Source organism: Celeribacter neptunius, from assembly GCF_900113955.1.
Classification (GTDB): Bacteria; Pseudomonadota; Alphaproteobacteria; order Rhodobacterales; family Rhodobacteraceae; genus Celeribacter; species Celeribacter neptunius.
The window spans coordinates 853693-868283 of sequence record NZ_FORH01000001.1 but is presented as its reverse complement, the minus strand read 5'-3'; the positions used below and the strand labels follow the sequence as shown (position 1 = coordinate 868283).

General features: G+C 62.7%; 13 protein-coding genes. 3 read left to right on the top strand and 10 right to left on the bottom strand.

Going from position 1 to position 14591, the window contains the following annotated elements:
- Positions 1–21 precede the first annotated feature (21 nt).
- The 6 genes from BM151_RS04280 to BM151_RS04255 all read right to left on the bottom strand — a co-directional run bounded on the left by BM151_RS04280 (position 22) and on the right by BM151_RS04255 (position 6727).
- Entirely contained in the window at positions 22–603 is a 582-nt protein-coding gene (locus BM151_RS04280; RefSeq protein ID WP_090057923.1) for a cupin domain-containing protein, read from the bottom strand.
- 302 nt (positions 604–905) lie between these two features.
- Entirely contained in the window at positions 906–2180 is a 1275-nt protein-coding gene (locus BM151_RS04275) for an amidohydrolase family protein (protein ID WP_090057919.1), read from the bottom strand.
- A complete protein-coding gene (locus tag BM151_RS04270) occupies positions 2180–3124 on the bottom strand; it encodes an ABC transporter permease (RefSeq protein WP_090057916.1) in 945 nt (314 codons plus the stop codon). The genes BM151_RS04275 and BM151_RS04270 overlap by 1 nt, the downstream gene beginning before the upstream one ends.
- Positions 3124–4173, bottom strand: coding sequence for an ABC transporter permease (locus tag BM151_RS04265; RefSeq protein ID WP_090059187.1), 1050 nt, complete (start codon positions 4171–4173; stop codon positions 3124–3126). The genes BM151_RS04270 and BM151_RS04265 overlap by 1 nt, the downstream gene beginning before the upstream one ends.
- 1 nt (position 4174) lies before the next feature.
- Entirely contained in the window at positions 4175–5701 is a 1527-nt protein-coding gene (locus BM151_RS04260) for an ABC transporter ATP-binding protein (protein ID WP_090057912.1), read from the bottom strand.
- The gene (locus tag BM151_RS04255) at positions 5702–6727 is read right to left on the bottom strand and encodes a BMP family protein (RefSeq protein WP_090057908.1); all 1026 of its coding nucleotides are present in this window, start codon (positions 6725–6727) and stop codon (positions 5702–5704) included.
- A gap of 485 nt (positions 6728–7212) precedes the next feature.
- Between BM151_RS04255 and BM151_RS04250 the strand changes: the two genes are divergently transcribed.
- The 3 genes from BM151_RS04250 to BM151_RS04240 are packed head-to-tail and all read left to right on the top strand — an operon-like array spanning position 7213 to position 11402.
- Positions 7213–8598 (top strand): aspartate aminotransferase family protein, encoded by a 1386-nt coding sequence (locus BM151_RS04250; protein ID WP_090057903.1) that lies wholly within the window; start codon positions 7213–7215, stop codon positions 8596–8598.
- A 15-nt stretch (positions 8599–8613) separates the two neighbouring features.
- Positions 8614–9924 carry an NAD(P)/FAD-dependent oxidoreductase gene (locus tag BM151_RS04245; RefSeq protein WP_090057898.1) on the top strand — a complete coding sequence of 437 codons (1311 nt, stop codon included), beginning with the start codon at positions 8614–8616 and terminating at the stop codon, positions 9922–9924.
- Between the two features lie 38 nt (positions 9925–9962).
- A complete protein-coding gene (locus tag BM151_RS04240) occupies positions 9963–11402 on the top strand; it encodes an aldehyde dehydrogenase family protein (RefSeq protein WP_090057894.1) in 1440 nt (479 codons plus the stop codon).
- A 14-nt stretch (positions 11403–11416) separates the two neighbouring features.
- Here the strand turns inward: BM151_RS04240 and BM151_RS04235 are convergent, their stop codons facing one another.
- From BM151_RS04235 to pstB, 4 genes are all read right to left on the bottom strand, one after another.
- A complete protein-coding gene (locus BM151_RS04235; protein ID WP_090057889.1) occupies positions 11417–12127 on the bottom strand; it encodes a GntR family transcriptional regulator in 711 nt (236 codons plus the stop codon).
- Between the two features lie 227 nt (positions 12128–12354).
- On the bottom strand, positions 12355–13044 hold the full coding sequence (gene phoB / locus BM151_RS04230; protein WP_177213017.1) for a phosphate regulon transcriptional regulator PhoB: 690 nt from the start codon (positions 13042–13044) through the stop codon (positions 12355–12357).
- Positions 13044–13769, bottom strand: coding sequence for a phosphate signaling complex protein PhoU (gene phoU, locus BM151_RS04225; RefSeq protein ID WP_090057879.1), 726 nt, complete (start codon positions 13767–13769; stop codon positions 13044–13046). Before phoU ends, phoB begins: the two co-directional genes overlap by 1 nt.
- A gap of 11 nt (positions 13770–13780) precedes the next feature.
- Positions 13781–14578, bottom strand: a complete 798-nt coding sequence (gene pstB / locus BM151_RS04220) for a phosphate ABC transporter ATP-binding protein PstB (RefSeq protein ID WP_090057876.1) — start codon at positions 14576–14578, stop codon at positions 13781–13783.
- Between the last annotated feature and the right edge of the window lie 13 nt (positions 14579–14591).

Here is a 14591-nt window from a genome sequence, read left to right as displayed (position 1 = left end):
CCGGGCTGCGATGGGCGCGGATCAGAATGTCGGTGGCGTGCTGGCGTTGACGATCACACAGCGCTCTTTCTCGACATTGCGGAAGCGGTGCGGCTTGGTGCTGTCGAACAGATAGGCATCCCCGGCCTTGAGCACCTGGGTCTCGCCATCGACCTCGAGCAGAAGTTTTCCCTCAATGACAAAGCCGCCCTCTTCGCCCTCATGCGACAGGGCCTCGGCACCGGTGTCGGCGCCGGCCTCATAGACCTCGTAGAGCAGCAACAGGCTGTTTGTCGAAGAATTCCCAACCTTTTTAATGGATAAGGCCTCAAGCGCCGGCTCGTCGTCACTGCTGAAAATCTGTTGCGGATTGATCTCGACAAAGTCCGCGGGGCGGAACACGAACTGCTTGGGCTCCGGCGTTTCGCTTTCGAAGAAATCCGCCAGGGCGATGTCGAGCACGGTCAGGATCTTTTTCAGCGAGCTCACCGACGGGCTGGATTTGTTGCTCTCGATGAGAGAGATCATGCCATTGGTCACGCCGGAGCGTTCGGCAACAACCCGCTGCGACAGGCCCTTGGCCTTCCTGACCTCTTTCAGCCGCGCTCCGACATCAAATTCCATCCGCTCACCATCTCACAGTATCGTCATCGCATCACTAGATACGGAAGGGCGGATCGGTTGCAACTGACCCGGTTCCCCTTCTGCTGATTCACGCAAAGAAATTAGGATTTTCGCCCAAAAATCATGCTTGTTTCAGGAGAGCTTAGACGATCTTCGCGCGACTGTTGAGTTTATTTAAAATATTTTTTCAAAATATCGACGTGAGCCGCCGCAAACCGGATCGCCCCGTTAAACGGGGCGAGACCGGCACAGGCAGCGACCAACATGCAGGCAGACAGGCTGGCGGACCTTAGGTGCGGCGCTCAGCGCGGCGCACGCCGCCGGACAGTCTCGGGACGGCCCGGAAGGCTGAGTCTGGCATCGCCGCGGGGCGCCCGGGCGATCACTCTGCCCTTCGCCACCACCGCGAGCCGCGCTGGACGCAGGCGGAGCGCATCGACGGGGGTGGCCGCGTCGAGAACGACGAGCGAGGCCATCGCGCCTTTCCGGATGCCGTAGTCTTCGAGGCCGATGATCTCGGCATTGGTCTCGGTCACCATGTTAAAGCACCGCGCCATTTCGTCGGGATGGCTCATCTGCGCCACATGCAGCCCCATGAAGGCGACGTCGAGCATGTCCGCCGTGCCAAGCGAATACCACGGGTCGAGAACGCAATCCTGTCCCCAGCCGACCGGAATGCCGATGGCCTGCATTTCCTTGACCCGGGTGAGGCCGCGGCGTTTCGGGAATGTGTCGTGACGGCCCTGCAGCATGATATTGATCAGTGGGTTGGGGATGGCGGAAATCCCGGCCTCCCTGATCAGCGGCAGGAGTTTCGAGACATAGTAATTGTCCATCGAATGCATGGATGTCAGGTGAGAGCCGACCACCCTGCCCTGCAAGCCAAGCCGTGTGGTCTCATAGGCCAGCGTTTCGATATGCCGGCTCATCGGATCGTCGGTCTCGTCGCAATGGATATCGACCATCAGGCCCCGGGTGGCGGCGATCTGACAAAGATCGCGCAGGCTCTCGGCGCCGTCCTGCATCGTGCGTTCGAAATGCGGGATGCCGCCGACCACCTCGACGCCCATGTCGAGCGCGCGGATCAGGTTCTCGCGCCCGTTCGGCGCGCGGTAAAGCCCGTCCTGCGGAAAGGCCACAAGTTGCAAGTCAATGTAATCCTTGACCTTCTCTTTGACCTCGAGCATCGCCGTGACGGTATTGAGATGATCCGGCGTGGTGTCGACATGGCTGCGAATGGCCAGAAGCCCGGTGGCGGCGGCCCAGTCGCAATATTGCAAAGCCCGCTCGACCATCTCCTCGACACTGGCGATCTCGCGCAGCTCGCCCCAGAGCGAAATCCCCTCGAGCAGCGTGCCGGAGGCGTTCACCCGCGGCAGGCCGTAGCTCAGCGTCGCGTCCATGTGGAAATGCGGATCGACAAAGGGCGGCGAGACCAGATCGCCACTGGCCTCGATCACCTCGCGGGCCTCGGCCTCGATCTTCGGCGCCACCTCGGCGATCTTGTCGCCTCGGATGGCGATGTCCATGACGGAGCCATCGGGCAGCGTGCCGCCCCTGACCAGTAGATCGAACATCATCTCTCTCCCTTGTTGAACGGCACCATCAGGGCCGCGGGCACTTCGGCGCGGCGCGACATCAGCACGAGCGCCAGAATGGACAGGATATAGGGCAACATCAAGAAGACCTGATAGGGCACGATGGCGCCGATCCCGGTCTGTTGCAGACGGATTTGCAGCGCATCGAACGCGGCAAACAGGATCGCCCCCAAAAGCGCCTTGCCGGGCTTCCAGGCGCCGAAGACCACCAGTGCGATACAGATCCAGCCACGCCCGCCGACCATGTCGAAAAAGAACGAATCAAAGGCCGACATGGTGAGAAAGGCGCCGCCGACGGCCATGAAGCCGCTGCCGACGATCACCGCCCCCATGCGGATCGCGGTCACCGACAGGCCCTGAGCGGAGACGGCCGACGGGCTTTCGCCGGCGGCCCGAACCGCCAGGCCCAGGGGCGTGCGGTACAGCACGAACGCGGTGAGCGCCACGAGCAGAAAGGCGGCATAGGTCAAGGGCGTCTGGTGGAACAGCGCCGGGCCGATCAATGGAATATCGGCGAGAAACGGGATCTCAACCGGCTGAAACGCGGTGATTTTCGGCGGCGAGGAGACCTCGGGCAGCACGACACGATAGGTATAGAACGTGGTCGAGGTGGCGAACAGCGTGATGCCGACGCCGACCACATGTTGCGACAGGCCAAAGGGCACGGAGAGGATCGAATGCAACAGGCCAAAGGCCATGCCGGTCAAAAGCGCCACACCGACCCCGCCCCAGAGCGGCAGCCCGGCCCAGACCGAAATCCAGCCGGCAAAAGCCCCCGCCACCATGATGCCCTCGATCCCGAGATTGAGCACGCCGGCGCGTTCGCAGATCAGTTCCCCCATGGTGGCGAAGATTAGCGGGCTGGCGATGCGCACCGTGGCGGCCCAGAACGCGGCGGAGAAGAGAATGTCGAGAAGATCCATCAGCCGCGCCTCACCCGGAATTTCGTCAAGAGGATCGCCAGCACCATCAGCAACAGCGCCGAGGCGAGCATGATATCCGCCAGGTAACTCGGCACGCCGATGGCACGGCTCATGCTGTCGGCACCGACGAAGATGGCGGCGACAAAGAAGGCGGCGAGCACCACGCCCAGCGGGTTCAGAAGCGCCAGCATGGCAACGACAATCCCGGTGTAGCCAAAGCCCGGGCTGATATCCTGCGTCAGAGACCCTTTGAGACCCGCCACTTCAGAATACCCGCCGAGCGCGGCCAGACCGCCCGAGAGCAGCGCGGTTTTCAGGATCACCTTGGTGACCGGGATCCCGGCAAACCGCGCGGCCTCGGCATTTTGTCCGACGGCGCGCATCTCGAAGCCCAATGTGGTCTTGCGGTCGATCACCCAGAGCGCCAGCGCCGAAATCAGCGCCAGGGCAAAGCCCCAATGCAGCCGGAGCCCGTCGACGATGCGCGGCAGGCGCGCCTCGGGGATGAGCCGCGCGGATTTCGGCCAGCCCATGCCCATCGGGTCCTTCAGAGGCCCCTCGAGCAGGTAGGAGACGAACAGCAGGAAGATGAAATTGAACAGGAGCGTGGTGACCACCTCGTCGACCCCGAAGCGGGTTTTCAGAAGCGCCGGGATCAACAGCACCAGCGCGCCCGCCAATGCTGCGGTCACCGCAAGCAGCGGCAGCATCAGCATGGGCGGCAGGGTCAGCATGCCAGTGCCCAGAACCACGGTCATCACCGCGCCGGCGTAGAATTGCGCCTCGGCACCGATGTTCCAGAGCTTGGCGCGAAAGGCCACCGAGACCGCAAGCCCGGTGAAGATCAGCGGCGTGGCGCGATTCAATGTCTCGAGCAGCGCAAATTTCGATCCGAATGCGCCCTTGAAAATAAGCCCGAACACGGCAAAGGGATTGCCGCCAGCGATCAGCGCCAGCAGGGCTGCGACGACGAAAGAGGCGACAATGGCCAGCGCCGGCGGCGTCAAGCGCCGCGCGAGGCTTGGCTCGGCGATCGGTTCGAGGCGCATCTCAAACGGCATGGGCAAATCCTTCGCCGGCCATCCATTTGCCAAGCTCGGCGGCCGACATCTCGCCACGTCCGAACGCCGGGCTGAGACGGCCCTCGGAGATCACATGGATGCGGTCGGAGAGTTTCATGATCTCATCGAGATCCTCGGAGATCAACAGCACGGCCGCCCCGGCTTCGCGCGCGGCGGCAAGACGGGAATGAACATAATTCACCGCACCGATGTCCAATCCGCGCACCGGTTGGTTGGCGAGGATGATCTTGGGGCTCTCTTCGAGCACGCGGCCCAGAATGAGTTTCTGCATATTGCCACCGGACAAGAGGCGAATGCGCGCCTCCGGCCCCGGGCAGCGCACATCATAGGTCTCGATCAGGTGTTCGGTATGGGCGTGGGCCCTGGCCCAATCCATCCAGCCCCTGCGCGAGAACCCTTCGGGATAGGTTTCCAGAATGGCATTCTCGGTCAGGTCAAAGTCGGCGATCGTGCCGGTCTTGTGCCGGTCCTCGGGGATGCGCCCGATCCCCATGGCGATGGCGGCACGCGGCGACCAGCTCTTCGGGGTCTGGCCTGCGACGGTCATCTCGCCCGAGAGCGGCGTGGACATGCCGGAAATCAGATCGGAAAGCGCCCCCTGGCCGTTGCCGGAGACGCCCGCCAGCCCGGTGATCTGGCCCGCACACAGCTCCAGATCGAGATCGAACAGCTTGTCGGTAAAGATGGATTTCAGCGACAGAAGCGCCGGTCCCGCCGGCATCGCTGGGAACTCCGGCGCGCGCACCTCGCCGCCGACCATCAGCGTGGCGAGTTCCTCGCGCGAGGTCTCGGATGTGGTGCGTTCGGCGACCAGCTTGCCATGGCGCAACACCAGCACCCGATGGGAAATATCCATCACCTCATGCAGCTTGTGCGAGATGAAGACGATCGAGAGGCCGAGCGCGATGGCTTCGCGCAGCGTGGCGAACAGCGCGTCGGTCTCCTGCGGCGTCAACACGGCGGTGGGTTCGTCGAGAATGAGCACGCGGGCATCGCGATAGAGCGCCTTGAGGATCTCGACCCGCTGGCGCTCGCCCACCGTGAGGCTGCCGACCTTGGCATCCGGGTCGACGATCAGGTGAAACTTGCCGGACAGCGCCCGGATCTTGTCCTTGGCGGCGCGCGGGCTGAGGCTGCGCTCCGACAGGCGCTGTGTGCCCAGCACGATGTTTTCCCAGACGGTGAGATTGCCGGCGAGGGTGAAATGCTGATGCACCATGCCGACACCGGCATCGAGCGCGGCCCGGGGATTGCCCGGAGCGAGCGGCCGGCCGAACGCCTCGACCGTGCCCTCATCGGCGGTGTATTGGCCAAAGAGAATGTTCATCAGCGTGGTCTTGCCCGCGCCGTTTTCGCCCAAAAGCGCGATCACCTCGCCCTCGTTGAGCGAGAAGCTGACATTCTCATTGGCCGTGACCTGCCCGAACCGCTTTGTGATGCCTAGAAGGCGCAGGACGGGTTCCCCCTGCCCCGCGCCCCTCTTTTCAGTCGCCATTTACGAGGACTTCGGCTCTTCGTCGTTGATCTCGACCGCGAAGGTCCCGTCCTTGATCGCCGCGGAGCGGGTCTCAACGAGATCGAGCGCGTCTTGCGGGATCTTGCCGTCGAAATTGCCGTAAGGCGCGAGCGAGCAACCGCCCTCTTTCATGAAGGAATAGAGACCGTAATCCTCGGCGGTGAATGTGCCGGCTTTGACCTTGGCAATCGCCGCATCCATCGTCGGCTCGAAATGCCAGATCGCGGAGGCCACGACCGTGTCCGGGTAGTCGGACTGGGTGTCGATCACGTTGCCGATGGCGAGAATGCCCTTTTCCTTTGCCGCATCCGAGACACCGAACCGTTCGGCATAGAGCATGTCCGCACCGTTCTCGATCATCGCATAGGCGGTTTCCTTGGCCTTGGGCGGATCGAACCAGGAACCGATGAAGGAGACCTGGAATTTCATGTCCGGGTTCATTTCCTTGGCGCCCGCCATGAAGGCATGCATCAGACGGTTCACCTCGGGGATCGGGAAGCCGCCGACCATGCCGATATTGCCGGAGGACGACATGGCGCCGGCGATGATGCCCGACAGGTAGGACGCGTCCTGAATATAGTTGTCGAACACCGAGAGGTTCGGGATCGACGGATCTTCCTTGAAGGACGAGCCCATGAGGAAGGCGACATCCGGGTAATCGGCGGCCACCTCGCGGGCTTCCTGCTCGACACCGAAAATCTCGCCGACGATCATGTCATAGCCCTGCTCGGCATATTCACGCATCACGCGCGGATAGTCGGTGTTGGCGGTGTTCTCGGAATAGGTATATTCGATGTCGCCGCGGGTCTGGGCCGCGACGGCGGCGATATGGATGCGGCTCACCCATTGCTGTTCCACCGGCACGGTGTAGATCCCGGCCACTTTCAGCACCTTGCCCTGGGCAAAGGCGATGCCCGGCAGGGCGCTGGCGAGCGCCGCGCTGGCGAGGCTGGTTTTCAGGAAGGCCCGGCGCGAAGGCGCGCCGAAACGGGAAGTCTCTGTCATCTGTCACTCTCCTGTGGAATTCGCCACGGATGGCCCGCAGCGTTATAATTTTGATCAATTGGTGTGTTTTTCGGCGCCTCCCGTCAATGCGGAGTTTCGCCTCAGGCCCCCGCCCGGCAAATCCGCCGCGATCCTCGCATATTCTATACGCGATTTGCAAATATCGCACAGAAATTGAGCAGAAAACATGTCGCGACATCTATCGTAATGTGCATCGTCCTATTCCAGACGGCGCCCTGACCCGATCCGCTCTCAGGCCCCGCTCCGACCGAGGCGATGAGAGCGAGGAATCTCATGGGTGGAACTTGACCGCTCAAAAATTTGATCATATTTCTCAAGGCAACCGAATGACGTTCCGCAACCGATATGTTCCGGGGCTTTCGCTGTCACCCGTACCCGCCGATCCTTTGGGGTCTCGGAGCGCGGCTTTCACGCCCCGCCCCGCCGGATCGGTCAGAGTGCCAGCCCACCGCAAAGGAAAGACCATGATCGACAATCACCTGCCCACCGGCGAGCTTCAGGCGCTCGATGCCGCGCATCACATGCACCCGTTTACCGAAGGGGCCGCGCTGGCCAAGAAAGGCGCGCGGATCATCACCTCGGCCAAGGGCGTCTGGCTCACCGACAGCGAGGGCGAAGAGATCCTGGATGCCATGGCAGGCCTCTGGTGCGTCAATATCGGCTATGGCCGTGATGAACTCGTGGACGCTGCCGCCCGTCAGATGAAGCAACTTCCTTTCTACAACACGTTTTTCCAGACCTCGCATGTGCCGGCGATCATGCTCGCCAAACGTCTGGCCGAGCTCGCCCCCGGCGCGTTGAACCATGTGTTCTTCAACGGCTCCGGCTCGGATTCCAATGACACCAACCTGCGTCTGGTGCGCCATTACTGGGCCGCGAAAGGCCAGCCGGAGCGCAAAGTGGTGATCTCGCGCTGGAATGGCTATCACGGCTCAACCATGGGCGCGGCCTCTCTGGGCGGGATGAAAGGCATGCATGCCCAGGGCGGGCTGCCGATCCCCGATATCGCGCATATCGACCAGCCCGACTGGTGGTCCGAAGGCGGCGACATGACGCCCGACGAATTCGGCTTGGAACGCGCGCGTCAGCTCGAATCCAAGATCGAAGAGATCGGGGCCGACAAGGTCGCGGCCTTCATCGCCGAGCCGGTCCAGGGCGCCGGTGGTGTCATCGTGCCGCCCGAGAGCTACTGGCCGGAGATCCAGCGCATCACCCAAAAATACGGCATCCTCCTGATCGCCGATGAGGTGATCACCGGTTTCGGCCGCACGGGGAATTGGTTCGGGTCCCAGACCATGAGCATCACCCCGGATATCATGACCTGCGCCAAGGGCATCACCTCCGGCTATATCCCGCTCGGCGCCTCGATCGTCTCCACCGAGATTTTCGACACGCTGAACGCGGCCGAGGAATTCGCCCATGGCTATACCTATTCCGGCCACCCGGTGGCCTGTGCCGTGGCGCTCGAAAACCTGCGCATCCTCGAGGAGGAAGGCATTGTCGAACGCGCCGGCAAGGAGACCGCGCCCTATCTCAAGGAAAAATGGCAAAGCCTCGCGGATCACCCGCTGGTCGGCGAGGCGAAGATCGTCGGCATGATGGGCTCCATCGCGCTGACGCCGAACAAGGCGACCCGCGCGAAATTCGCCGCCCCCGCCGGCACCGTGGGCTATATCTGTCGCGAGCGCTGCTTTGCCAACAATCTGGTGATGCGCCATGTCGGCGACCGGATGATCATCTCGCCGCCGCTGGTGATCTCGAAAGACGAGATCGACACGCTCATTGCCCGGGCGCGGCTGTCGCTCGACGAGACCTATGAGAAAATCAAAGCCGAGGGGCTTTACGCCTGAGCAAACGGACCAGATATGGACATCCTGAGCATCAACGACACGCCCGGTCAGCACGCGCCCTCCTGGTATGCGGCCACGGCCAACGCCCCCGGCCCCTACCCCACGGCCTCGGGCACGCTCACCTGCGATGTCTGCATCATCGGCGGTGGTTATGCCGGGCTCTCTGCGGCGCTGCATCTGGCGCGCGCCGGGATGGATGTGCTGCTCCTGGAGGCGTCACGCGTCGGCTCCGGCGCCTCTGGGCGCAATGGCGGGCAGGTGTCCATGGGGCAACGGCTTGAACAAGGTGATCTCGAGGAGCTCGTCGGCAAGGACAAGGCCCGCCTGCTCTGGGACATGGGCGCCGACTCTGTCGCCCTGCTGAAATCGCTGCTCCAAGAGAGCGGCGACAATTGCGAGTGGCGCGATGGCGTCATTCATGCCAATCACCGCGACCGCTTCTCGGCCCATTCCAAGGCACATGTGGCGCATATGCAGGCCGCCTATGGCTATGATCAGATCCGCTATCTGGACCGTGACGAGATCCGCCACGAGGTCGGATCGGACGATTACCAGTCCGGCACGCTCGACATGGGATCGGGGCATCTCCATCCGTTGAAATATGCCTTCGCTCTGGCCCGTCTGGCCGAGGCGGCGGGCGCAAAGCTGTTCGAGCTGTCGCGGGTGACCAAGATCGAGCACCGGTCTTCTGCGGGATCAAAACCCCGCGTCTACACCGATCAGGCGGTGATTCAGGCCGATCACCTGATCCTCGCCATGAACGGCTATCACAACAATATCCTGCCGCGGATCGCCCGCAAGGTAATGCCGATCAACAATTTCATCGCCGTTACCGAGCCCCTGCCCCAAGATATCGCCGACCGGCTCATTCCGAACCGCCATGCCGTGGCCGACAGTCGCTTCGTGATCAATTACTTCCGCCTGTCCGAGGACAACCGGATGATTTTCGGCGGCGGCGAGAGCTATGGGTACAAGTTTCCAAGCGATCTGCGCGCCAAGGTGCGCGGCCCGATGCTCAAAGTTTTCCCGGACCTGAAGGCCAAGCTGGACTACGCCTGGGGCGGCACTCTGGGGATCACCATGTCGCGCCTGCCGTCGTTTCAGCGGCTGGGACCGAGCACGCTGTCCACCGCCGGATTCTCCGGTCAGGGTGTGGCGCTCGCCACGCTGGCCGGTCAGATCGCGGCGGAGACCGTGACGACACAGGCCAGCCGTTTCGATCTGATGGCGGATCTGCCGACCCCGAGCTTTCCGGGCGGGCATGCGCTGCGCACGCCCCTGTTGGCGGCGGCGATGACATGGTATGCTCTCCGCGACCGGCTCTGAGCGCTTTTTAAAGAAATTCAAACGGATGTGAGGCCAAGATGACAGAGTTGAAAACAGAGCGCTTTTATATCGACGGCCAATGGGTTGCGCCTCTGGGGGGCACGACGGTCGATGTGATCAACCCCGCGACCGAAGAGGCATTCGCCACGGTGGCGCTCGGCTCAAGCGCCGATGTCGATGCCGCCGTCGCCGCCGCCAAAGCCGCCTTCCCGTCCTTTGCCCGCACCACGAAGACCGAACGGCTGGAGCTTCTGGCCGCGATCCGCGAAGCCTATCAACTCCGCTATGATGAAATGGCCGCCGCGATCACCGAGGAAATGGGCGCACCGATTTCGCTCTCCGACCGGGCGCAGGCCGCCGTTGGCATCGGTCACTTGGACGGTGTGGTAAAAGCGCTCGAGGGGTTCGAGTTTGAACATGAGAATGCCGTGGGCGATCTGATCCTGCATGAGCCGATCGGCGTCTGCGGCTTCATCACGCCCTGGAACTGGCCGATCAACCAGATTGCGCTCAAGGTGATCCCGGCACTGGCCGCCGGCTGCACCATGGTGCTGAAACCCTCGGAACTCACGCCGATGAATGCGCTGATCTATGCCGAGATCCTGCACGAGGCCGGCGTGCCCAAGGGCGTGTTCAATCTCGTCAATGGTGACGGTCCGGGTGTGGGCGCAGCGCTTTCGGCGCACCCCGATGTGGCGATGATCTCCTTCACCGGCTCGACCCGCGCCGGCGTGGAAATCTCCAAGGCCGCCGCGCCCACGGTGAAACGCGTGACGCTCGAGCTCGGCGGCAAGAGCCCGAATATCCTCCTGGACGATTGCAATCTCGAAGAGGCGGTGACACGCGGCGCGCGTCATTGTTTCCAGAACACCGGCCAGAGCTGCAACGCCCCCACCCGGATGCTGGTGCCCGAAAGCCGCTACGAGGCGGCGATGGAGATTGCCAAGGAAGTGGCCGAGGCGACCGAGGTCGGCCTGCCGTCGCAGCCCGGCAATCATATCGGCCCGCTGGTGTCGCAACCGCAATATGACAAGGTTCAGGGCCTGATCCAGACCGCGATCGACGAAGGCGCCCGGCTCGTCGCCGGTGGCCCGGATCGCCCCGAGGGCTTCAACCGTGGCTATTTTGTCCGACCGACCGTGTTCGGCGATGTCACCAATGACATGACCATCGCCCAGGAAGAGGTCTTTGGCCCGGTGCTGGCGATGATCTCCTATGCCGATGACGAAGACGCCGTGAAAATCGCCAATGACACGCCCTATGGGCTGGCCGCCTATGTCCAGACCGGCGACAGCGCAGAGAGCAAGGCCCGTGGCATGGCCATAGCCCGCGAGATCCGCGCCGGCATGGTGCATCTCAATGGGTCGGATATTTCCTACGGCTCGCCCTTTGGCGGCTACAAGCTCTCAGGAAATGGTCGTGAGGGCGGCGTCTACGGCATCGAAGATTTCTGCGAAATCAAGGCAATATCTGTCTGACCCGATGTGACAGATCAGGCGTCCGGAGTCTCGAGCAGGCTGCGGATGCCTTCCATCCCCTGGAGAATATCCTGGCGGATCGCCTCGGCCACCGCGCCCGTGTCCTTGGCATGCAGCGCGTCAATCGCGGCACGGTGCATGTCCGGCAGGTTCTGGGTGCCGACCCGGTGGCACATCACCCGAAGCGCCGGGCCGGAGCGCAGCCAGAGCGCATCGACGATGGGCGCGATCACCTCGGAATGCGCGGGGGCATAGAGCGCCATGTGAAACCGATGATTGTGGATCAGATAGGCGCGCGTGTCGCCCCGGGCGATAGCGGCGTCGATCTCGCCATCGATACCGGTGAGCGCGATGATCTCGGCCTCGGAAATCCGTTCCGCGCCGCGCCGCGCCAGTTCCGGTTCCAGCGCCAGACGGGCAAAGATCAGCTCGTCGAGCTCCACCCGGGTCAGCACCGGCACGGTCACCCGGCGATTGCCGTGAAACACCAGCGCGCCTTCGGAGGTGAGCCGCCTTATCGCCTCGCGCACCGGGGTCATGCCGGCCCCGAGACGCTCCGTCAGCCCCTGGATGGTCACGGGTTCGCCCGGCACCAGATCGCCCGACAGGATCAGCTCGCGAATGCCGCGGTAGGTCCGCAGATGCGCCGGTTCCTTGGCCGTGGTCGTCGTCGCCGCCGCGGCCTTGTCCGATTGCTTTGCCTTGTCCTCGATCTCGATCGTCATCTCTGCGCCGGCCTTATGATAATTTGCTCAAATTATCTGATCACGAATTGCGGCCGGACGGCAAGGCTTCCGGCCCGCGGATTGTCCGCAGATCACCTGTGCGGCCCCCTTCTTCTCCCTTGTTCTGGCGCTCTGATCAAAGAAAAAGCACCGGACCCGAGGGCCCGGCGCATTTTGCCTGACAGTCGCCTTGTCAGTTTCGCCCTGCCGCGCCGACCAGGGAGGCCTCAGCCGAGCGCATAGCCGGCGCCGCGCACCGTGCGCACCGGATCTTCGCCACCATGCTGGCACAGCGCCTTGCGCAACCGGCCGATATGCACATCGACGGTGCGGGTATCGACATAGATGTCACGGCCCCAGACCCGGTCCAGAAGCTGTTCGCGGGACCAGACCCGGCCGGGCTTTTCCATGAAGGTCGACAAGAGCCGGAACTCGGTCGGCCCGAGTTTCAGGGAATCTTCGCCCCGGGTGACGCGATGGGTCTCGGAATCCAGCCGGATGTCCTCGAATTCCAGCACCAGACCGGTCGAGGCCGGGCGCACGCGCCGGAGCTGGGTGCGCACACGCGCCATCAGCTCGATCACCGAATAGGGTTTGACGACATAGTCATCGGCGCCGGTCTCGAGCCCGCGGACCCGGTCCACCTCTTCGGAGCGCGCCGAGAGCATGATGATCGGGATATCGCGGGTGTCCGGCCGGGTTTTCAGGCGCCGGCAGATCTCGATCCCCGACACGCCCGGGAGCATCCAGTCGAGAACGATGATGTCCGGATTGTCTTCGTCCACGTAGAGCAGCGCATCGTCGCCATTCTCGGCTTTGGAGACGGCAAAACCTTCGGATTCGAGATTATAGGCGAGCACTTCACGCTGCGCGGGTTCGTCCTCGACCACGAGAACACGCGGTTGATCGGCCGACATCAGAGCTCCTCCGAACCCATTTCGGTCTGAGAGGTCAAATCCCCTTTCGGACGCGCATCTTCGGGCATTTCACCGGTGGTGAGATAGATCACCTGTTCGGCAATCGAGGTGGCATGGTCGCCCATGCGCTCGATATTCTTGGCGATGAAATGCAGGTGCATACAGGCGGTGATGTTGCGCGGGTCTTCCATCATATAGGTGAGGAATTCGCGGAACAGCGCATTGTACATCTGATCGACGTCGAGATCGCGGTAGCGGACCTGTTCGGCCAGGTTCTCGTCGCGCTGGATATAGGCATCGAGGGCGAGCTTGAGCATCTCCTCGACCTCGCGCGCCATGCGGCGGATCGAGGTGGCCGCGCCTTCGATCTGGGTCATATTGACCAGAACGCCGGTGCGTTTCGCCAGGTTCTTGGCATAGTCGCCACAGCGCTCGAGATTGGTCGAGATCTTCATCACCGTCAGCACGGTGCGCAGATCCGACGCCGTGGGCGAGCGCAGCGCGATCAGGCGCGCCGCCTCTTCGTTGACTTCCTCTTCGAGCTTGTCGATTGCCTTGTCGCCCTTGTGGACCTTTTCGGCCAGTTCGACGTCGCGCTCTTCGAGCGCCTTGGCGGCATCGGTGATCGCGGCCTCGACCAGCCCGCCCATTTTCATGATCAGGGCCTGGATGGCTTCGAGATCCCGGTCAAAGGCCGAGGCGATATGTTTGCTATCATTGTGCATGAAATTTCTCCTTAGCCGATCCGGCCGGTGATGTAGCTCTCTGTGCGCTCATCCTGCGGATTGGTGAAAATCTGTTCCGTATCGCCATATTCGACGAGATTGCCGAGGTGAAAGAACGCGGTCTTCTGGCTCACACGGGCGGCCTGTTGCATCGAGTGGGTGACGATGACGACGGAGAAATTCTCGCGCAGCTCGTCGATCAACTCTTCGACCTGAAGCGTCGCGATCGGGTCCAATGCGGAGCACGGCTCGTCCATCAGGAGCACTTCCGGCTCGGTCGCCACGGCGCGGGCGATGCACAGACGTTGTTGCTGACCACCCGAAAGCCCGGTGCCCGGCGCGTCGAGACGGTCCTTGACCTCATCCCAGATCGCGCCCCGGCGCAGCGCCTTTTCGACGATCTCGTCGAGATCGGCCTTGTTCTTGGCCAGACCATGGATGCGCGGCCCGTAGGCGATGTTGTCGTAGATCGACTTCGGGAAGGGGTTCGGACGCTGGAACACCATGCCGACCTTGGCCCGCAGTTGCACCGGGTCGACGCGCTTGTCGTAGATATCCTCGCCGTCCAGCAGGATATTGCCCTCGACGCGGCAGATGTCGATCGTGTCGTTCATCCGGTTCAGACAGCGCAGGAAGGTGGACTTGCCACAGCCCGACGGACCGATGAAGGCGGTGACGGTCTTGTCCTTGATCTCGACATCCACATCCTTGATCGCATGGGTGTCGCCATAGAAGACCTGTACCCCTTTGGCCGAGATTTTTGTGTCGTTCATGTCCACGTCTCTTTTCACAATTCGCATATCGTTCATGGCTCGGACCTCA